The organism is Brucella sp. HL-2 (assembly GCF_025846885.2).
GTDB classification, from domain to species: domain Bacteria; phylum Pseudomonadota; class Alphaproteobacteria; order Rhizobiales; family Rhizobiaceae; genus Brucella; species Brucella quorumnocens.
The window spans coordinates 37,021-56,548 of the sequence record NZ_JAOYTK010000012.1 but is presented as its reverse complement, the minus strand read 5'-3'; the positions used below and the strand labels follow the sequence as shown (position 1 = coordinate 56,548).

The following is a 19,528-nucleotide window of genomic DNA, read 5'->3' as shown; positions in this document are numbered from 1 at the left end:
CGCCTCATCAGGCGGCTTTTTTATTAGCTAATACCGAGATAACGCCCCGGCTTGTGGTTAATTGCAATGATGGCGTTCATCGCTATCGCACCCACCAGTGAAAGCAGCATGTTTTCCAGAGGGATGAAAAACAGCGATCCAAACATGATGAGGACATCGAGTCCAAGCTGAAACCAGCCAGCACGAATGCCGTAGGCATCCTGCAGATAAAGGGCGAGAATGTTGACGCCACCAACACCGGAGCGGTGACGGAACAATGCCAATACCCCCATTCCCATCAAGGTTCCCCCCATTAGTGCTGCGAAGAGCGGGTTGATCGAACTGAAATCGACACATAACGGAATGACTTTTGCGAAGAACGACATCAGCGCGACTGCGATGAATGTCCTGATCGTGAATGGCCAGCCCATACGCTTTGCTGCAAAATAATAAAATGGCAAATTAATCAGAAAATAAAGCAGGCCAAATCCGATGCCGGTGGCATACTGGATCAAAAGGGCGATGCCAGCGGTGCTACCCGTCATCAGCGTCGCTTGACTATAGAGCGTAATGCCCAGCGCAATGAAGGAAGTGCCAATCAGCATGGCGATCGCATCTTCGTAAAGACGGTGACGATCGAAACCCATTGCGCTGGTAACATCAGCAAGCGGGGAGGCGCTATCTGCGATATCGGCCACGTTTAACTCCAGAGCTGCGAAAACCGGTAATCCGGACAAGATTGCACAAATGGCTCGAACTAAAGTTCCGCCATCTGAGTGCAAGTAAATTCGCGCTGTACTGATGGGCGAGTGCTCCACGCGCCAGCGTCAAGTCTTGGGAGACATCGCAAATATAGCATTCAGAGAACATGCCCGCACTGCTTGAAATATTGTTATTTTAGGTGGGGCTTTGTTGATTTCACGCAATTCCTAAGCGTCAATTTTTTAATAATATTTCGTGTTGTGCTTTAACGAGAAAACGCTTCACATCGCCCGGCGTGCGCAAATGATATTTTTGCAGGTGGGAAGAAGCCTCTTCAACAAAAGAAAGCGCCCGAATACGGCCATTTTTACGATAATTGGCGACAAACTTGAAAAATTCCCAATCAAAGCGTTCTGCACAGCCTTCAGCCATATCCGGGCGCGACCGGCCGTAATGGCGAAACGTTCGCCTTATGATTCGCCAGAGCCGTCGCGGCGTCGAAATATCGAGAAATATGAGCATATCGGCACGTGATGCGCGGTGCGCCATTGTTTCGCTATGATTGCCTTCGAATATCCATTCATCGCGATCAGCAACCTGGTTCGTAAGACGGCCGATCTCGTTGCGCGGGCGCATAACCCAGTTGGCTTCCCAGTAAATGGTGTCGATGTGAATCACAGGTAGACCACTGATTTTTCCGAGCATGCTTGCAAGGGTAGACTTCCCCGAGCCAGCGCCGCCAATGATCATGATCCGTTGTGTCACTTGGATGTCCCCGCATTTTAACTCTGTTCCAATAAAGACAGGACAAGAGTTTGGAACTACTATATATTTACTTTGTGTCATTCAAATTTACGTAACGTCTAAAGAATGACAGTTAGAAATTTTGTATTGTAGACAGTGGTAATATTAAGCAACTGATTGACAGTCAACTTGCCTGGCATCAAGCTAGTTGGTGGATGCGAAACTTTAAAAGGTATAAAGACCGGCAAAGCAGACTGATGTTTTGATTGTCGCGATAAGCGATCTGCGAACGAACCAAAAAAGCATTTCCGACAAAACTGCGCGGCAATTTTGCGTAAGGATAATGCGTAGAGACGGAACGGTTAGGACGTTTCAATCTTAACTGAGCCGTTCTGGAGTGCATCCCGAAAAGTGTGAAACGGTTTTCGGAAAAGATGCGCATTGAAGCAAAGAGTTGAGGCGCGCAGATCTGAAAAATCAGATCGAAATGCGCTCAAGAGCAACGAATTCAATAGCCCGTATCCGACAGGGAGCGACGAGATGTCTATTCGTACCATCACAGCCTTGGCTGGCACAGCAATCATTTTGAGCGCATCTGCCTTTGTTTTTTCATCACCGGCAAGTGCGCTGACTATGAAAGAATGTAGTGCGAAGTATCAGGCGGCCAAAGATGCTGGAACACTGGGCGATGCTAAGTGGAATGATTTCCGCAAGACGCAATGCGGTGACGATGCCGCAGCCGCTCCAGCGGCACCTGCAGCGCCAGCGAAGAAAGCGGCAGCACCAGCTAAAAATGCAGCCGCACCAGCAGCGGATGATGGGGCGAAGAGCCTCACAATGAAGCAGTGCAGCGCCAAGTATCAGGCAGCTAAAGATGCCGGTACCGATGGTGGCACGAAATGGAATGATTTCCGCAAATCGGAATGTGGCCCAGGCGCTGATCCAGTTGCTCTGACCACCGACGGTAATTCGGAACCTGCGGCACCAACCGCAGCCGCACCACGCGGCGTGAAGTTTCCGACAGCAGTTTCGTCGAAGTTTTCGAGCGAATCTCCAGGCAAGGCCCGCATGCATACCTGCCTTGAGCAGTATCATGCAGCCAAGGATGCAAATGCATTGGGCGGTCTGAAGTGGGTTCAGAAGGGCGGCGGTTACTACAGCCTTTGCAACGCACGGCTAAAGGGCAACTCGTAATTTTGGAGCTTTCCTGTTAAATGAAATGACGGAAACCGTGTTCTGCTTAAAAATTTTAAATCTGGGACGGCTTATAAGTCGGCTTGAACTTACACCGTTTTAGAGAGAAGGGGCCTTGCAGATCTGCAAGGCCCCTTCTTCTTTTAGAGCGCCGTTGCCGTAACGTTTAAACTAAGTAGCAGTGTTCCTGCGAAGTGAGACGGTTTCAGGCTCTCTTGAACCAGCTACTGATGCCAACCACAAGCCAGCCCAAAATCATCAAACTTCCCCCTGTAGGAGCTGCCATTGGGAAAAGTCGGTTGCCGGTCATGTCTCGCATGAACAGATCACCGCAGAATAGCACCAGTCCAGCCACTAATAACGCACCACCAATATTCGCAATGCGGCTGTTAGGAACAATCAATGACAACACCAGAAGGGCAGGAGCGTGGCCGATAAGCAGCGGCGCTATCGCACCTAAATGATTCTCACCTCCATGCGCCGCACCCGCATACGCAGCTATTGCGAGAGCACCACAAAGGCCGGCAAGTGTACCAAACAGAACATTGCGAGGTTGGGTATCATGTTGATCAGACATTGGATTCTCCGCAGTTAGGCGATGTTCAGGGCTTTTCGGGCGTCAGCAATTGCTTCAGGCAGTGCTGCTTCAAATATGTCCATCTGCTTATCGATGCCAACGCTCACACGAATGCAACGATCCAGCACCGGAGCACCGGGTTTGCGGACAAAAATATCGCGCTCAATTAGCCCATTGAGAATGGCAGTTGCGAAAGTTCCATCATGCCCGCAATCAATAGTGACGAAATTTGTAGCTGAGGGGATAGGCTTCAACCCATGACGCGTCGCAACAATTGCGATTCGATCTCGTCCAGCATGGATTTTATTGACCACACCACGCAAATAATTCTGATCTTTCAACGCCGCGATTGCTGCAGCTTGGGCAATCCGATTAACGGCAAAATGATCGCGAACCTTGTCGAAAGACTTGATCGCATCGGCGCAGCCCAGAACATAACCAACTCGAATCCCTGCAAGTCCATAAGCTTTTGAGAAAGTGCGCATGCGCAGGATGTTCGGGCGATCCAGTTCAAAGGCTGGGAATGCAGATGCGGGGCCAGTTTCGCAATAGGCCTCATCGAGAATAAGCATTGTGGTTTCTGGAATGCGTTCAATAAACGTCTGAATATCCGACCCTTCGTGCCAAGTACCCATGGGATTATCTGGGTTGGCGATGTAAAGCAGCGCCGGATTTTCCTTACGCGCCTTTTCGATCAATGCGTCCAGGTCAGGCCTATCCTGATTATATGGGACCGTCAGCAATGTTCCGCCGAAACCTGCGACGTGATAGTTGAATGTCGGATAGCCGCCAAGCGAGTTGATGACTTTGTCGCCTTGCTGAACATATTGCCTCACCACAAGACCAAGTAAAGCGTCGACGCCTGCACCTGGCATGACATTTTCGGCTTTTACATTGTGATGAGCTGCAATTGCATGACGCAGCGCATAGTTCTCCGGATCACCATACTTCCATACTTCGGAAGCCTCTTGTCGCATGGCTTCTATGACAGAGGGAGCAGGGCCGAAGCTGCTTTCATTTGCGCCTATACGAGCCGAAAAAGGCTTGCGACGCTGAAGTTCGAGCGTTTCTGGGCCAACAAAAGGGACAGTGGAGGGGAGGCTTTCAACAAGCGGCGTAAGACGAGGCGATGCCATAGTGTTTCCGGTCAACTTGGTCTGATGGGACAGAGCAGCAGAATGGTAACAGCGATGCGATCTCACCGACTGGTTCAGTGCCCCGGCACCCGATAAAGGATCAGACAGGCATAGCAACTTGTGACAAGCCTTGCCACATCGCTTATTCGAAATTTATGATTACGTGTCACACGATCTCTATCTGCATCAAATGCAAAAACGGCTCACCTGTATTCGTCTCAAAGACAAGATCGCAGCATTTGGAAAATTTGCGGAGGGAGTTAGCGTTTAGCTGATCGTTTAAAGCGGTTCCAGTTAAGATTAAATCGTCGGAACCGTTGTAAATATTTGTTTTTACGTATTGCCCTTGCGAAAGCCGCTTCACACTATTTGCTGTGAGTGCTTTCAAGAACATCTCTAACGCTAGAGACGGTTCTCAAGCCGAACGTATGTCGTATCGAAATATTACGGCGCGAGTATCTGTTGCAATGGTTCAATGTCGGTGGCGCGCAGCTGTTCTTCGCAGAAATTACACGACTGCCTGTCATCAAGAACTGTGCGAGCTCTTATCGTCAATCACCAGTCGAACGACGCGCTCGTGCCCGGAGAAAAACGTGCTCGTGATGCTCCATAGGTCAGCAATCGATGTTTCCACTAAACCGACATAGTCCATTATTCATGTATCGATGGCACATGAATACACATAACTTAACATAGCTTCGTTACTTGATTTCGCGCATATGTCGCGAAACCCTCTCTTTGGGAGATTTACCTTAGCGAATCTCCAGAACCTTGACGCAGGAATCGAGATCATGTGTGGCAAGGTGGGCGTAACGCATTGTCATCTGCAGAGTCTGGTGACCGAGCCACATCTGCACACGCCGTATATCTATGCCGCCGCGAACGAGATGCGACGCGCATGTATGGCGCAGAATATGTGGAACGACTTGGTCATCAGTGCCAAGTCCTACCTCGATTTTCGCATCATTCCATATTTGGCGGAACCGCACCTGATTGAGCATGGAGAAGGGCCCCTTCAGCCGCTCATGCGCAATTTCAGTAGATTTTCGTGCACGTTTAGTCAGTGGAACAGTGCGACTGCGGTTTGACTTGGTCAGCCAGAATGTAACGCGATGCTCCTGAATATCATTCCAGGTGAGGCCAATTGCTTCGCCAAGACGGCAGCCGCTGTCGACAAGGAAAACCGACAGGCGGTAGCTATCCTCGCAACGCGATTTGACAGCAGCAAATAAGCGCTTCTCTTCTTCATGTTCGAGAAAACGGATGCGTCCCGCCCGCTCTTTCTGTCGGACAAACTCCGGCAGACTGTAAACGTCCCCCATTTTGTGCGCCTTTCGCAGCAGCTTGCTCAGCGCAGCCATCTTTCTATTGATGGTTGCATTGCTGTTGCCGCGCTCACGAAGCGAACCTATGACGGAGTCGAGCATTTCTTGATCGAAACCAGAAAAGCGAATGCCTTTCAAAATTTCGTCGATCTCACCAAGGAACGATTTCACATTATACTTGTGTGAGCCATCATCCCAAAGGATGTTGATATACTTTCCGGCTAATTCTGCCAAAGAAAACTGCTCTACGAGCCGGTGCTTCAGGCTTTTTACGGATGTATATTCAAGGTTGTAATCGATAACCGGCGAATAACCTTCGCCTCCATCGATCCTCGTGCCCCCAACGACGATCATAGCAAGTCCCCCACTTTTTTATGGGAAGCATGCATAAAGAAATAATTCATCGAGTACAAGATAAGTGAGCTAACTTTATGTGGAGACATGTTTCGATCCTTAATTAGAACCCATTGCCCCCCATTGTTCGTCCCCGCAACTCCCTCATTCCGATTCCGTCGAGATCCCCATCTCACAAGAATCAGTGTTCACGTTTTCGTGAACGCTCCCCGAATGACTGACGCCAACGGTTTCCCGCTGGCGTCAGATGCTTAAGCGTAGTTCTGATTAGAACGAACGCTGGAAGCGGATGATGCCGCCGAACGCATCTTTGTTTTCGATAATGCCAGCCTGACGGAGTGGATGATCGCTATCCCAACGGGTGTAGTTGATTTCTGGCGTGATGGTGAAACCAGGAACCAGCTGATACGCAACGTTTGCTGCGATTGCGGTCTTGCCCCAATCTTCGTAAGCGCCCTGAAGGTTGAAGGTTGCCTTGTCGGTAGCCTTGAACTTTGCGCCGCCCCAGACAGCCCAATCGCCGCCCCAGTTGCCGTACATGCCGATAGGAGCTTCGTAAGAAGAGTAGCCGCCCTGTACCCAGACCGAGAACTGGTCAGTTACATTTACGTCCAAACGAACCTTACCAGCCCATTCTTCGAGATTGGAATCATAGGCAGCAACAGCTGCGATCGAACCCCAACCCTGTGCATACTTAAGACCACCGACAACGTGCGGCATGTAGTCTTCAATGCGGTTATCGAATAGTGCAGTTTCGATAATGCCGTCACCATCAAAATCACCGTCTGTCTGGTAGCCGTCGCCGCCCTGTTCGAGCGATAGAACTGCCGAGAAGCCGTTGCCACCGGTGAAGGTGTAGCTGATCAGGTTAGTGCGGTAGACGCCAGCAGCAACCACGTCATCGTTGATGATGTCGCCGAGGTAGCCGGTGAAGGTGTGGAATGCCGATTCATCGAGGCCGAGACGCAGACCACCGAGCTGAATGTAAGCAAAGTTCAGTGTGTGGCTGCCCTGATCGCCGTTCGTGAAGTTGAAGCGGTTTTCAGTGTAGGTCTTAAGGGTGCCGAGTTCGGTTTCCGAAGCAGTCGACGTGCGGAGCGTAAAGCGTGTGTTCTTGCTCCAGGTCTTTGCATCAACGCTTGAGTAAGGATCACGGCCAGCAGCTGCGTCGTAACGAACATAACCATGGATGCGCAGGCAGGTTTCGGTGCCTGGGATGTAGAAGTAGCCAGCGCCGTAAGCATCGCAAACGCGGACATATTCAACGGCTTCTGGCTCTGGCGCGACGATTGCGTCTGCGGCCTGAGCGCCGGTAGCTGCAACCAGAGCTGCAGCGGAGCCGAGAAGAAGGCTCTTGATGTTCATTTCTGACCTCCAGTCAAGAATCGACCGCGGTCAAAAAAGGGAAATAAATACAATACCTTGATTGATTTCAGGTTTTTGAATCAGAAAATGACAAGAATCGGCCAAGCCTCAAAACGGAGGTTTCATGCGCTGTTAGGCGGACAATGGTAAGCTATTCTAAGGGAAGAACACTGCCTGGAAGGTCAAAGGTCGCCGGTTTGGCGATGGCGGAGAGGATGGGATTCGAACCCACGAGACCCTTATGAGGTCTACTCCCTTAGCAGGGGAGCGCCTTCGACCACTCGGCCACCTCTCCGGTAAAGGCGAGATAGCCGGTACGCTTCATCATTTCAAGCGATTTGCGCAGCTTACCGTAAAATTCCCAGCATAATTTCACCTTTTATATATAGGCGCGTGTGAATAAGCCGGAATTACGGGCTTTTGCCCTCATCTGAAACAACGGACACACTCCGTGTCCAGACAGAGATTCGGATGGTTTTGAGCAGTCGCAGGATTTATCGCGCTTATTAAGTGGGGACGGATGCCATATTTGGCTCAGTAGCAGCAGGATTCGGGCGCCAATCTGTGCGTAAGAGTCAAAAAATACATGTTTTCAATCATTAAGACCCGTTAATTGGCGTTTACAAACATTAACAAAACCTAAAATCCACACTCCAAAGGGGGCAATTTCGTGTCATTTCTGCAACAACCGTCCCTCATAGAGGCTCCAGAAAGGTTGGGAGTGATATTCGATGTTGAAACGAAAAAGTTGGCGAGTATCTTCACATCCAGAAGAAGGAGCGCTTCGGGGCGACTTTTTCATCAGGGGATGGGGACAGGTTGTCCTTCAGCCAAATCAGAATGCCCAGACCCATTTTTAACTTTGACTGGAGGTCAGAAATGAACATCAAGAGCCTTCTCCTCGGCTCCGCTGCAGCTCTGGTTGCAGCTTCCGGCGCTCAGGCTGCCGACGCAATCGTCGCACCAGAGCCAGAAGCAGTTGAATATGTCCGCGTTTGCGATGCTTACGGCGCTGGCTACTTCTACATCCCAGGCACCGAAACCTGCCTGCGCGTATCGGGCTATGTTCGTTACGACGTTGCTGGTGGCGATGACGTTTACGCTCGTGGCGGTAGCATCAGCCGCGGTGTTGATGGTAATTCGATCACCCTCGGTGGCAAGGATCGTGACACCTACGCTCAGAAGGCACGTTTCACGCTTCGTTTCTCGACTGCTTCGGAAACCGAACTCGGTACCCTCAAGACTTTTGCTGAAACTCGTTACGACTGGAACGACGGTACCAACGGTTCGTCGGGCGATCTTCGTTACGCATACATCCAGCTCGGCGGCCTGCGCCTCGGTCTCGATGAGTCGAACTTCGTAACCTTCACTGGTTACCTCGGCGACGTCATCAACGACGACGTGATCCTTGCTGGCGGTTACCGCACCAACGCAATCAGCTACACTTTCACTGGCGGCAACGGCTTCTCGGCTGTAATCGCTCTTGAACAGGGTAACGACAAAGACGTTGATTTCAACGGCGTTATCGATGACTACACACCACACGTTGTTGGTGGCCTGAAGTACGCTCAGGGCTGGGGCTCGATCGCAGCTGTTGGCGCATACGATGCAGTTAACGAAGAATGGGCCGGTAAGGTTCGTTTGGACGTAAACGTAACTGACCAGTTCTCGGTTTGGGTACAGGGCGGCTACAAGTCGAATGACGACACCTACTACGGCGCTGTTGATGCAAACGGCAACTTCCGTGGCATTCGCGTAATCGACAGCTTCTACGGCACCTGGGGTGGCGATTGGGCTGTTTGGGGTGGCGCGAAGTTCAAGGCAACCGACAAGGCTACCTTTAACCTTCAGCTCGCTTACGAAGACGCAAAGACCTTCGCAGCTACTGCAAACGTAGCTTACGAACTGGTTCCAGGCTTCACCATTACTCCAGAAGTTTCCTACACCAAGTGGGACGACAAGAATTCTGTCCTCGACGGTCAGGACGCTTGGCAGGGTATGGTTCGCTTCCAGCGTTCGTTCTAATCCTTACGGATTGGTTACAGGAAACCCGGCAGCATGGCTGCCGGGTTTTTTGTTGTCTGCAATTTTCAAAACGATTCTGCTAAGATGGAAACGTTGGAACAATCAGTTGTTTCCACCCATAATCCTACGCAAAGTAGGCTTCCACTTTTGTGGGAATTGCTCAAAATTCAGCATAGGTCTTGCTTTTTGAGACATGACGGTTTCTCTGGTGGCATCGATAAAGACGGATCTATCTAGTTGGAGAAGCGGACTTATGTTGAAGTGGTTTTGGCCAGGTGTGACATGGACTGCGGCGCTAACTTCATTGGCGCTATGGTTTGGTGCAGGCCGGGTCGAAGCCGATATAGCTGAACGCACGGGGCAGGCGCTCGCGCCTTATGCCTGGACTGGCTTTGATGTCGATGGCCGTGATGTGATCTTAAAAGGCATGGCTCCAGACCCAGAATCGCGGAAGGTCGCGGTTAAGTCTGTACAACAGGTCAATGGCGTCGGTGATTTTTCCGATCTGACAACCATTCTGCAGGCGGCAACTCCATACGTTTTTAAACTAATCAAAAGCGGGGAGGGCATCGTTCTCTCGGGGTTCATTCCCGACAATGCCATGCGTGATTCGATCATGAGTGCAGCTGAAACGGCAGAACAAGGCCGATTGGTTGACGATGAAATGGCGCTTGCACGCGGCGCTCAGCCCGAGTTCGAGGATCGTGTGCACTTCGTGATCGATCTAGCCAAGAAATTTTCCGAGGCTGAAATCGAAATCTCAGAAGCGACATTCTCGGTCAAGGGGGCTGCACTCAACGATGCGACGTATAGTGAGTTGTCTGCTGTTCTGAATGCGCCTTTACCCCATGGGCTGCAATTATCGAGCTCCAATATTACAAAGCCTTGATATCATTTTGCCAATAAGCGGCCTCATCCCCCGTTTCTTCTCTTTATCCAATTGACACCGGGCGCTTCGCTGCCTTTCCTGTATATATTGACAGGTGCTTCGGATTGAATGGCAGGCGGATTCCATATGCTTTATCTTGCGGAGATGTTTTGGCCAGTTCTTTTGCTTTCGGCGATGATTGGTGTGGCAGTGGGTTGGCTTACCGCTGCCAAGTGAACAAGAACGGACAGATTTCTGGTGGTCCCTGGGCGGACTTGCCAATGGGTGCGGGGTTTTTGATTTGCCGCTGTGGCCATCGTGGCCGCACGCAAGTGCGTAGAGTATGAGGGAACCTACATGCCGATGTTGATCATTCAACTGGCGATTCTTATTGCAGTTGCTTTTGTAATTGGCTGCGTTTTGGGACGCCTTATCAGAGGCAAGAAAGCTGCGGACACCGATAAGGAAAACACCATTATCGCGGCAGCGCTTTCAAAGCCCGCGGTCGACGAAAATCCAGAGGCGGTCGCGTCGACCAAAGCCGTCGTGGCGGAAGAGCCTTTGAAAGATAAGTTCAAAGTAGTGGCAGAAGCGGTCGAAGAACCTATGCCACAGGCAAAAACAGAAGAGCTCGAATCCGATCCAGAATCTATAGAAGAAGTTCTGGTTGAAGAGCCAATCGCGGAATTCCAAGATCCTGATCGTCCAGAGCTGCTTGATACACCTTTGCGCGGAAAGCCGGACGATCTGACTGCAATCAACGGTATTGGCAAGGCAGTGGAAGGAATGCTGCAAAAGCTCGGCGTATTTCATTATGCGCAGATAGCCCAGTGGAATATGGAAGAATCTGCTTGGATTGAACGCCATATTGGATTTTCCGGACGTGTTGCTCGCGAAAACTGGACTGTTCAAGCAAGCAAACTTACCGAGGCCACACAGCGCGCAGTGCCCAAGAAGAACGCAAAGCCAAAGAAAGCTGCTTCGAAATCGAAGGCTCCAACTCGCACCAAAAAAACGCAGGCTTAGAATAAGCCTACTGCTACTTCCACATGAAAAGTTGAATTCTAGCGCGTTTGGGTCGGTTGAATCAGTTCGGCGCTCTAACGTCGGCCATAGATCAGGTCAGTGCGTATATCGGCACTGCCTGTAAGGCGTGCTTTATAAACTTCATAATTCTCCATCACGCGCTGAACGTAGTTCCGCGTTTCAGAAAATGGAATGCGCTCAATCCAGTCGACAACTTCTTCGATTGGTTTGCCACGCGGATCGCCATATTTTTCCACCCAATCGGCAGCTCGGCGGGGCCCGGCATTATAACCGGCAAAGGTTAGTACGTAAGATCCATTGAATCGGTCGAGCTGTTCGCCAAGAAAATGTGCGCCAAGCGTCGCATTATAGGCCGCATCGGTTGTGAGTTTGGGCGCAGAATAGGCCATTCCATTGCGGGTTGCGACGCTCTTCGCGGTGGCTGGCATTAGCTGCAACAGCCCGCGTGCACCAGCTTTTGAAACCGCGCCAACATTGAATTCGCTTTCCTGGCGAGCAATTGCATAAGCAAGCGCCTTGCCGGAACCACTGATATTTGCATGTGCCGGAATGGCGCCGATCGGGTGTGATAGCGCACCAACGTCCAGTCCACGGAAGGCGGCGGTCTTGCCGACGCGAAGAGCGAGATAATGGTTCTCGTTCTTCTCCGCCATCACAGCGAGGAGCGCCAATTCTCCCACGCTGCTGAGTTCTTGCGATAGCTGCGTATAAAGAGCGGTTGCGCGGTTTCCGTAGCCGATCTGTTCAAGACGCTTGATGGCTTGCACTGCGGGGCGGCCGGAGAAACGCACACGTTCGGCATCGGATGGTCTTGGATAGGCGAGCTCGGGCGCTTTCTCACTGAGCTTGGCTGCAGAGAGCTGTCCATAAAATGTGGTGCCAAAATGTGCAGAGCGGCGATAATAACCGTTCGCATCACCACCAGCACCCGCCTCTGCTGCTCGCCCGAGCCAGTAATAGGCGCGCGAAGCGGAAATTGGACGTGAGGAAATCTCGGCTATCTTGGCAAAATGCGGTGCTGCAAGCTTCGGTTGCTTTAATGCACGCAATGCATACCAACCGGCATGGAATTCCGCTTCAGCAGCCATTGTCGGTGATTCTGCGGCATGTGCCGCCGCTAGCCTATAGGCGAGCTGTGGCTTGTTAATATCGAGAAGCTCGCGCGACAGGATGCGACGCTCCACCCACCACGCGTCTGGATCAACCAGTGACGCGGAGTCTTTCGGAGCTTTCAGCATCAAGTCTGTTGCTTCGCTGAAACGATCTGCACGGCGCAGAAAACGAATCTGCAAGAACATGTATGCAGGATTCGAGTGCCACGAGCGATCTACGTCGGCGATAGCCTTTGCTGTGTTCGGTGACTTCTGTGCCAATGCTGCATAAGCATTATAGAGTGACTGCGCTTGCGCGGGGCCCGCCAGAAGTTTAGCCGACTGCATGCGATCGTTATAAAGGGAGCGCAGAAGGCGGCGTTGATGGTCATCGCGTGTGAGAACGCTCGCAAATTCTTTCAGCACTCGCGTCTCGTCATCAGCCGACAGGCGTTCGGTCGCCCACCATGGGGCGAGAAGCTGATGTGCTTTTGTGTCGTTTCCTGTGGCCAAGTATGCCCGTGCAAGCGCGATCATGCCCTCAGTTGTCTGCGGGCGTGTAGTGCCGAAAGTGGCAATTACAGTTGCAGCAGGCGCATTTTCCTTGAAAAGTGCACGTTCCGAATTGCGACGCAATGCGCCCATACCCGGCCAGCCCGGCAGTTCCGAGGCAGCCATTGCAATTTCAGCACTCGGCACGCCATCCATTCCCGATGCCGCTATCGACCAGGTCAATATCTGACGGTCAAGCGAGCCTTTTGTCATGCCGTTGCGATAGGCGATCGCGCCCGGAATATCGCGTGAATAGAGCGCATCAAGGCCGCTTTTCAATGTTCCACTGATTGTCGCCGGGTTCTCAACACGATTGAAGGAAGACGTGATAACCGGATCGGGGGTGGCGGGACGTGCTTTTGGCGTAACCAGATTGATCGGAGATTCATGTGTGGCAGTAGGTGCAAACGGACGTACCAGCGGTGTGGGAACATCCGTTGGCAAAGATGACTGGGCATAGGCAGCCCCCATCTGTCCCGCAAGAAGCGAAGCAGCAATAATCAATCCACTCGAAAAGAGCGCTCTTTGCTTTATTGGCATATCTATATTTTTCTTACACATGATCTAACGAGAATAGAGTGCCTGATTGCGGGTAAAATATTGTTCAAATCTGGCTTTTCTAAGCCTGATCGATAGGGTGTTTGTTCTGTATAAGACTATGATGCCGATGCGTGAAGCATTGGTTAATAAATGGTTATGTTTTTCTTTTCGATCATTTACCTAAGAGCTCCATGACCTTTGAGCAAATGCTATGCGATCAGGTCGAGTAGATTGACAAAAAAGCAGAGGAATTTTTCGCAAAACTGTCATTTGGAAGCTGATTTGGGCTAGCCCCCCGCTTGCCGGATTTGCACTGCGAGACTATGGTGCAACGCCTTGCAGCTATTCTGGCGCGGTTAAAAGCCAGTGTGGTATTGTCAGGTTCTGTCTTTATTTCTCAGGAGTTCACTGATGCTGAAAGGCTCGATTACTGCACTTGTCACGCCATTCGATAGTGAAGGAGCGTTCGACGAGAAAGCTTTTCGTGACTTCGTGAACTGGCAGATTGAAGAAGGCACTAAAGGTCTTGTACCCGTTGGCACAACGGGCGAAACGCCGACCTTGTCCCATGATGAGCATAAGCGCGTCATTGAGGCCTGCATTGAAGTAGCAGCAGGTCGCGTGCCGGTGATTGCGGGTGCAGGTTCCAATAATACTGTCGAAGCAATCGAACTTGCTCAGCATGCCGAAAAAGCGGGCGCAGATGCAGTTCTTGTCGTCACTCCCTATTATAACAAGCCGAACCAGCGCGGCCTCTATGAGCATTTTTCACGGGTCGCACGTTCGATCTCGATACCGCTCATTATCTATAACATTCCGGGCCGCTCCGTCATTGATATGACTCCGGAAACCATGGGCACGCTTGTGCGTGATCACAAGAACATCATCGGTGTGAAAGATGCGACAGGCAAGATTGAGCGTGTTTCCGAACAGCGCGGCACGTGTGGCAAGGACTTCATCCAGCTGTCCGGCGAAGATGCGACCGCTCTCGGCTTCAATGCACATGGCGGCGTCGGCTGTATTTCAGTGACGTCCAATATTGCGCCACGTCTTTGCGCAGAATTTCAGGATGCCTGCCAGGCTGGTGACTATGCCAAGGCACTGGAACTACAGGATCGCCTGATGCCATTGCACAAGGCGCTCTTCATCGAGCCCAATCCTTCGGGGCCGAAATATGCTCTGTCGCGCCTTGGTCGCGTTGAAAATGTTCTTCGCTCGCCAATGGTTGTAATCGAAGCAGCAACCGCTGAGAAGATCGATCAGGCCATGAAGCACGCCGGTCTCACGAATTAGAGTATTTCCAGCCAAAGTGCGAAGCGGTTTTGCGTTGGATGTTGGATAATGTGTTTAAACGAGCTTTCAGAGCGTGTTTCTATGCGATCCATCAGCAGAAAATACGCTCTAAGGCTGCTAATTTTGCCCGGTTGAGTGATTTTTACGCTCTTGCTCATGCGAGAGCGTTTTCATTTCCGGCAATGAGCTTTATATGGTGCCATTATGAATAAGCCGAAAAACTCTCCCGCCCGCAAAATGGTCGCTGAAAACCGTAAAGCGCGCTACAATTTCGAGATTTCTGATACGCTCGAAGCTGGTCTGGTTCTGACCGGCACCGAGGTTAAGTCCTTGCGCGCCAATCAGGCCAACATTGCTGAAAGCTATGCGAGCTTTGAGAACGGTGAGTTCTGGCTGATCAATTCCTATATTCCGGAGTATACGCAGGGCAATCGCTTTAATCACGAGCCGCGCCGTTTGCGTAAGCTGTTGATTAGCCGTCGCGAAATGGCACGGATTTTCAATTCGGTTTCACGCGAAGGCATGACCGTCGTTCCGTTGAAGTTATACTTCAACGATCGTGGTAGAGCTAAGCTGGAAATCGGCGTGGCGCGCGGTAAGAAGAATCACGACAAACGTGAGACTGAGAAGCAGCGCGACTGGAATCGCGAGAAATCACGTCTTCTGCGCGATCGTGGCTGAGGCGAAAATACTGTTCAAAGAAAAAGAGCGCTGAAAGGCGCTCTTTTTATAAATGATGCAAAAGGGTTCATGAAGTTCGAAATTATGAAGCTGCACGAACCGGACGATTGCGCATATCAGTAGTCTTCGTCAAGATCTTCGTCCTGACGGCGCTGCTGTTGCTGTGGGCGTTCCGAAGGATCGCGGCCAATTTCAGCTTTCAGCGAAACCAGATCGATAAAATGATCCGCCTGACGGCGCAATTCATCGGATATCATCGCAGGCTGTGTCGTCAGAGTGGAAACGACGGATACCTTACGACCCTTGCGCTGCAATGCTTCGGCAAGCGAACGGAAATCGCCATCGCCAGAGAAGATTACGAAATGATCGACGGTGTCGGTGAGCTGCATGGCATCGACGGTAAGCTCGATATCCATGTTGCCTTTTACCTTGCGGCGGCCTGTCGAGTCGGTAAATTCCTTGGCTGCCTTCGTGACAACCTTATAGCCGTTGTAATCGAGCCAATCGATGAGTGGACGGATCGATGAATATTCCTGATCCTCAACCAGAGCCGTATAATAATAGGCGCGCAGCAAATAGCCGCGTTTCTGGAATGCCTTCAAAAGTTTACGGTAATCAATATCGAAACCGAGTGTTTTTGAAGCTGCGTATAAATTGGCGCCGTCAATAAATAGCGCAATTTTTTCACGAGAATCGAACATCGTGCAATATATCCACTCTGCGGCCGGTAGGGAGTGGGCCTGCGACCGCGTATTCAGATTTGTTTCTTAAACGGCGGGGGTATTCATTTTTACCAATGACGTTTATTGCGTTCTACGGAGATATTATAGAAAAACAAGCAACTGATGGTTGTTATTTGATCAATCTTAATTACTTTTACGCGATATTTCGATATAGCAATCGATAATCGATCAAAATCTATTGTTCCAATTTGATCCAGATCGTGTATTTGTCAGACAGATTAATGAACAGTTGTATCTTAGCCTAGATTTCTGAGCCTTGTCGTTGGTGTTTTGCGCTTTTGCTTGTAATTTCGGCTCACAAGCGTTATGTGCAAGAAAAATTCCGTTAAAGTTTAAGAAATGAAAGGGACCGCCTATGGCCCGCGTCACCGTTGAGGACTGCGTAGATAAGGTCGAGAACCGTTTTGAACTGGTTCTGCTGGCCGGTCACCGTGCCCGCCAGATTTCTCAGGGCGCCCAGATCACGATCGACCGCGACAACGACAAGAACCCAGTTGTCGCGCTGCGTGAAATCGCTGACGAGACACTTTCACCGGATGATCTGAAGGAAGACCTGATCCATTCGCTGCAGAAGCACGTTGAAGTTGACGAACCGGAAGCTGCTGCTCCTGCCCAGATCACCGATGCTTCCGATGCGTTGGCTGAAGGGATTGCCGAAGCTGGTGAAGACGATGTCGTTTCCTTCGACCGTATGTCGGAAGAAGAACTGCTTGCTGGTATTGAAGGCCTCGTTGCTCCAGAAAAGAACGACGACTTCTAATCGTCGCTCTGCTGATCAAGTATTTCAGGCAAACGTCGAAATGAGTTTTGCCTCATTGAATACTTGAATACAAACAGGCCTTGGTTTTTTGCGTGCGCTTCGGCTTCCAGGCTGTGGCGCACGTTTTTATGTGCATGGCAGGCTGGGAATTGAGATTAGCTTTTGGCTTGCCACTGAGACGTTTGTGACTGAAATTAAGCCTGTTGGCAGAAAACAGGTCCGGCAACTCGCAAATTGTTATATTTTTTAGTGATTTCCGTTCAAAATGACCGCTGCGTACGTGACTGGTAGGGAGTTTCTGTAAATGATGCGCCAATATGAGCTTGTAGAGCGTGTTCAGCGATACAAGCCTGACGTCAATGAGGCGCTTCTCAACAAGGCGTATGTTTACGCTATGCAGAAGCATGGCAGCCAGAAGCGTGCTTCCGGTGATCCATATTTTTCCCACCCGCTCGAAGTTGCAGCAATTCTCACAGATATGCATTTGGATGAAGCAACGATTGCGATTGCTCTCCTGCATGACACGATTGAAGACACTACAGCTACCCGTCAGGAAATCGATCAGCTGTTTGGCCCGGAGATTGGTAAGCTCGTTGAAGGTCTGACCAAACTCAAGAAGCTCGATCTGGTTTCCAAGAAGGCAGTGCAGGCGGAAAACTTGCGCAAGCTGTTGTTGGCTATTTCCGAAGACGTGCGCGTGCTTCTGGTGAAGCTTGCAGATCGACTGCACAATATGCGTACTCTTGGCGTGATGCGCGAAGACAAGCGTCTGCGCATTGCTGAAGAAACCATGGATATCTATGCGCCACTCGCTGGCCGCATGGGTATGCAGGACACGCGCGAAGAGCTCGAAGAACTTGCATTCCGCTATATCAACCCGGATGCATGGCGTGCGGTAACGGATCGGCTTGCAGAGCTTCTTGAAAAGAACCGTGGTCTTCTACAGAAGATCGAAGAAGACTTGTCTGAGATTTTCCAAAAGAACGGTATCAAGGCGAGCGTTAAGAGCCGTCAGAAGAAGCCTTGGTCGGTTTTCCGTAAAATGGAAACCAAGGGTCTGTCGTTTGAACAACTGTCCGATATTTTCGGCTTCCGCGTCATGGTTGAATCGACACAGGATTGCTATCGCGCACTCGGTCTGATCCATACCACCTGGTCGATGGTTCCAGGTCGGTTCAAAGACTATATTTCGACACCTAAGCAGAACGACTATCGTTCCATCCATACAACGATCATTGGCCCATCACGCCAGCGTATCGAACTGCAGATCCGCACGCGTGTCATGGATGAAATTGCAGAATTCGGTGTGGCGGCCCATTCGATCTATAAGGATCGCGGCAGTGCCAGTAATCCGCATCAGATATCAACCGAAACCAATGCCTATGCTTGGCTGCGCCAGACTATCGAGCAGCTTTCCGAGGGCGATAACCCTGAAGAGTTTCTCGAACATACCAAGTTGGAATTGTTTCAGGATCAGGTATTCTGTTTCACACCAAAAGGTCGTCTCATTGCGCTTCCGCGCGGGGCGACGCCAATCGATTTCGCCTATGCGGTTCATACCGATATTGGCGACAGCTGCGTTGGCGCCAAGGTCAATGGCCGTATTATGCCGTTGATGACAGAGCTCAAGAATGGCGACGAAGTCGACATCATTCGTTCCAAAGCGCAGGTCCCACCTGCCGCATGGGAGTCGCTTGTTGCAACGGGCAAAGCGCGCGCCGCAATCCGTCGCGCAACGCGCTCGGCGGTTCGCAAACAGTATTCCGGCCTCGGTATGCGTATTCTTGAGCGCGCTTTCGAGCGTGCAGGAAAACCTTTCAGCAAGGATATTCTCAAACCTGGTCTGCCGCGTCTGGCTCGCAAGGAAGTTGAAGATGTTCTGGCCGCAGTTGGTCGCGGTGAACTGCCATCTACCGACGTTGTGAAAGCAGTTTATCCTGACTATCAGGATACGCGTGTTACCTCGCAGAACAACCCTACCAAGACCGGTGAAAAGGGCTGGTTTAATATCCAGAACGCCGCTGGCATGATCTTCAAGGTGCCGGAAGGTTCTGAAGGTGCGCAAGAAGCCGTGGCTGATGGCGAAAGGCCAAAGCGCAAGGCCTTGCCGATCCGTGGCACCAATTCCGACTTGCCTGTGCGTTTTGCACCGGAAGGCGCTGTGCCGGGCGACCGTATCGTTGGTATCATGCAGCCGGGAGCAGGGATCACGATCTATCCGATTCAGTCACCTGCACTGACCGCTTATGATGATCAGCCGGAGCGCTGGATTGATGTGCGCTGGGACATTGATGAGGGGATGCATGAACGCTTCCCGGCACGGATCAGTGTGTCTGCAATCAATTCGCCTGGGTCTTTGGCTGAAATCGCGCAGATCGTGGCGTCGAACGACGCCAATATTCATAATCTCTCAATGGTGCGGACAGCGCCCGACTTTACTGAAATGATTATTGACGTTGAAGTGTGGGACCTTAAACACCTCAATCGTATCATCTCTCAATTGAAAGAAAGCGCGAGCGTCAGTGGCGCAAGGCGCGTGAACGGATAAGGCA

The 19,528-nt window shown here is 51.0% G+C and carries 16 protein-coding genes and 1 tRNA gene; 8 read left to right on the top strand and 9 right to left on the bottom strand.

All coding sequences use genetic code 11. The features are described from left to right. Positions 1–23: 23 nt before the first annotated feature. Both OIV19_RS14375 and OIV19_RS14370 read right to left on the bottom strand, forming a co-directional pair. Positions 24–677: a YitT family protein gene (locus OIV19_RS14375; RefSeq protein WP_151091426.1), complete on the bottom strand. Its 654-nt coding sequence runs from the start codon at positions 675–677 to the stop codon at positions 24–26. A 238-nt stretch (positions 678–915) separates the two neighbouring features. After that, positions 916–1,431, bottom strand: a complete 516-nt coding sequence (locus OIV19_RS14370; RefSeq protein ID WP_264232053.1) for a P-loop NTPase family protein — start codon at positions 1,429–1,431, stop codon at positions 916–918. Positions 1,432–1,965: 534 nt separating this feature from the next. Between OIV19_RS14370 and OIV19_RS14365 the strand changes: the two genes are divergently transcribed. Next, positions 1,966–2,619, top strand: a complete 654-nt coding sequence (locus OIV19_RS14365; RefSeq protein ID WP_264232052.1) for an antifreeze protein — start codon at positions 1,966–1,968, stop codon at positions 2,617–2,619. Positions 2,620–2,824: 205 nt separating this feature from the next. On the opposite strand, the gene OIV19_RS14360 is transcribed toward OIV19_RS14365, so the two are convergent. The 5 genes from OIV19_RS14360 to OIV19_RS14340 form a co-directional block, all read right to left on the bottom strand. After that, on the bottom strand, positions 2,825–3,196 hold the full coding sequence (locus OIV19_RS14360; RefSeq protein WP_264232051.1) for a DUF423 domain-containing protein: 372 nt from the start codon (positions 3,194–3,196) through the stop codon (positions 2,825–2,827). Between the two features lie 14 nt (positions 3,197–3,210). Next, on the bottom strand, positions 3,211–4,332 hold the full coding sequence (locus OIV19_RS14355) for a pyridoxal phosphate-dependent aminotransferase (RefSeq protein WP_264232050.1): 1,122 nt from the start codon (positions 4,330–4,332) through the stop codon (positions 3,211–3,213). Between the two features lie 752 nt (positions 4,333–5,084). After that, positions 5,085–6,011, bottom strand: coding sequence for a site-specific integrase (locus OIV19_RS14350; protein ID WP_264232049.1), 927 nt, complete (start codon positions 6,009–6,011; stop codon positions 5,085–5,087). A gap of 267 nt (positions 6,012–6,278) precedes the next feature. Continuing rightward, positions 6,279–7,376, bottom strand: coding sequence for a porin (locus OIV19_RS14345; RefSeq protein ID WP_264232048.1), 1,098 nt, complete (start codon positions 7,374–7,376; stop codon positions 6,279–6,281). Positions 7,377–7,580: 204 nt separating this feature from the next. Further along, positions 7,581–7,671 (bottom strand) — tRNA-Ser (locus OIV19_RS14340). 584 nt (positions 7,672–8,255) lie between these two features. Here OIV19_RS14340 and OIV19_RS14335 point away from each other — a divergent pair. The 3 genes from OIV19_RS14335 (at position 8,256) to OIV19_RS14325 (ending at position 11,295) form a co-directional block, all read left to right on the top strand. After that, the gene (locus OIV19_RS14335; protein WP_151091429.1) at positions 8,256–9,401 is read left to right on the top strand and encodes a porin; all 1,146 of its coding nucleotides are present in this window, start codon (positions 8,256–8,258) and stop codon (positions 9,399–9,401) included. A gap of 253 nt (positions 9,402–9,654) precedes the next feature. Continuing rightward, entirely contained in the window at positions 9,655–10,290 is a 636-nt protein-coding gene (locus tag OIV19_RS14330; RefSeq protein WP_264232047.1) for a BON domain-containing protein, read from the top strand. Positions 10,291–10,626: 336 nt separating this feature from the next. Beyond that, the gene (locus OIV19_RS14325) at positions 10,627–11,295 is read left to right on the top strand and encodes a helix-hairpin-helix domain-containing protein (protein WP_264232046.1); all 669 of its coding nucleotides are present in this window, start codon (positions 10,627–10,629) and stop codon (positions 11,293–11,295) included. Between the two features lie 74 nt (positions 11,296–11,369). Here OIV19_RS14325 and OIV19_RS14320 read toward each other — a convergent pair whose 3' ends face one another. After that, complete coding sequence (locus OIV19_RS14320) at positions 11,370–13,430, bottom strand: lytic transglycosylase domain-containing protein (protein WP_264232096.1); 2,061 nt, start codon at positions 13,428–13,430, stop codon at positions 11,370–11,372. Between the two features lie 480 nt (positions 13,431–13,910). Here OIV19_RS14320 and dapA point away from each other — a divergent pair, with 480 nt between their 5' ends. Together dapA and smpB are read left to right on the top strand one after the other, a co-directional pair. After that, complete coding sequence (dapA, locus tag OIV19_RS14315; RefSeq protein WP_095446307.1) at positions 13,911–14,792, top strand: 4-hydroxy-tetrahydrodipicolinate synthase; 882 nt, start codon at positions 13,911–13,913, stop codon at positions 14,790–14,792. Positions 14,793–14,996: 204 nt separating this feature from the next. Continuing rightward, positions 14,997–15,473 carry an SsrA-binding protein SmpB gene (gene smpB / locus OIV19_RS14310; RefSeq protein WP_094576523.1) on the top strand — a complete coding sequence of 159 codons (477 nt, stop codon included), beginning with the start codon at positions 14,997–14,999 and terminating at the stop codon, positions 15,471–15,473. 116 nt (positions 15,474–15,589) lie between these two features. On the opposite strand, the gene OIV19_RS14305 is transcribed toward smpB, so the two are convergent. Next, positions 15,590–16,174 carry a LabA-like NYN domain-containing protein gene (locus tag OIV19_RS14305; protein WP_094576525.1) on the bottom strand — a complete coding sequence of 195 codons (585 nt, stop codon included), beginning with the start codon at positions 16,172–16,174 and terminating at the stop codon, positions 15,590–15,592. A 397-nt stretch (positions 16,175–16,571) separates the two neighbouring features. Here OIV19_RS14305 and rpoZ point away from each other — a divergent pair, with 397 nt between their 5' ends. After that, complete coding sequence (gene rpoZ, locus OIV19_RS14300) at positions 16,572–16,976, top strand: DNA-directed RNA polymerase subunit omega (protein ID WP_024897324.1); 405 nt, start codon at positions 16,572–16,574, stop codon at positions 16,974–16,976. A 304-nt stretch (positions 16,977–17,280) separates the two neighbouring features. Beyond that, positions 17,281–19,524 carry a RelA/SpoT family protein gene (locus tag OIV19_RS14295; protein WP_095446309.1) on the top strand — a complete coding sequence of 748 codons (2,244 nt, stop codon included), beginning with the start codon at positions 17,281–17,283 and terminating at the stop codon, positions 19,522–19,524. Positions 19,525–19,528 lie beyond the last annotated feature (4 nt).

Excerpts from the sequence above, each read along its gene's own strand:
- smpB (WP_094576523.1), top strand. The coding sequence starts at position 14,997 with ATGAATAAGCCGAAAAACTCTCCCGCCCGCAAAATGGTCGCTGAAAAC.
- OIV19_RS14320 (WP_264232096.1), bottom strand. The coding sequence starts at position 13,430 with ATGGGGGCTGCCTATGCCCAGTCATCTTTGCCAACGGATGTTCCCACA.
- OIV19_RS14325 (WP_264232046.1), top strand. The coding sequence starts at position 10,627 with ATGCCGATGTTGATCATTCAACTGGCGATTCTTATTGCAGTTGCTTTT.
- OIV19_RS14350 (WP_264232049.1), bottom strand. The coding sequence starts at position 6,011 with ATGATCGTCGTTGGGGGCACGAGGATCGATGGAGGCGAAGGTTATTCG.
- OIV19_RS14370 (WP_264232053.1), bottom strand. The coding sequence starts at position 1,431 with ATGATCATTGGCGGCGCTGGCTCGGGGAAGTCTACCCTTGCAAGCATG.
- rpoZ (WP_024897324.1), top strand. The coding sequence starts at position 16,572 with ATGGCCCGCGTCACCGTTGAGGACTGCGTAGATAAGGTCGAGAACCGT.
- OIV19_RS14355 (WP_264232050.1), bottom strand. The coding sequence starts at position 4,332 with ATGGCATCGCCTCGTCTTACGCCGCTTGTTGAAAGCCTCCCCTCCACT.
- OIV19_RS14360 (WP_264232051.1), bottom strand. The coding sequence starts at position 3,196 with ATGTCTGATCAACATGATACCCAACCTCGCAATGTTCTGTTTGGTACA.
- OIV19_RS14365 (WP_264232052.1), top strand. The coding sequence starts at position 1,966 with ATGTCTATTCGTACCATCACAGCCTTGGCTGGCACAGCAATCATTTTG.
- OIV19_RS14345 (WP_264232048.1), bottom strand. The coding sequence starts at position 7,376 with ATGAACATCAAGAGCCTTCTTCTCGGCTCCGCTGCAGCTCTGGTTGCA.
- OIV19_RS14295 (WP_095446309.1), top strand. The coding sequence starts at position 17,281 with ATGATGCGCCAATATGAGCTTGTAGAGCGTGTTCAGCGATACAAGCCT.
- OIV19_RS14305 (WP_094576525.1), bottom strand. The coding sequence starts at position 16,174 with ATGTTCGATTCTCGTGAAAAAATTGCGCTATTTATTGACGGCGCCAAT.
- dapA (WP_095446307.1), top strand. The coding sequence starts at position 13,911 with ATGCTGAAAGGCTCGATTACTGCACTTGTCACGCCATTCGATAGTGAA.
- OIV19_RS14335 (WP_151091429.1), top strand. The coding sequence starts at position 8,256 with ATGAACATCAAGAGCCTTCTCCTCGGCTCCGCTGCAGCTCTGGTTGCA.
- OIV19_RS14330 (WP_264232047.1), top strand. The coding sequence starts at position 9,655 with ATGTTGAAGTGGTTTTGGCCAGGTGTGACATGGACTGCGGCGCTAACT.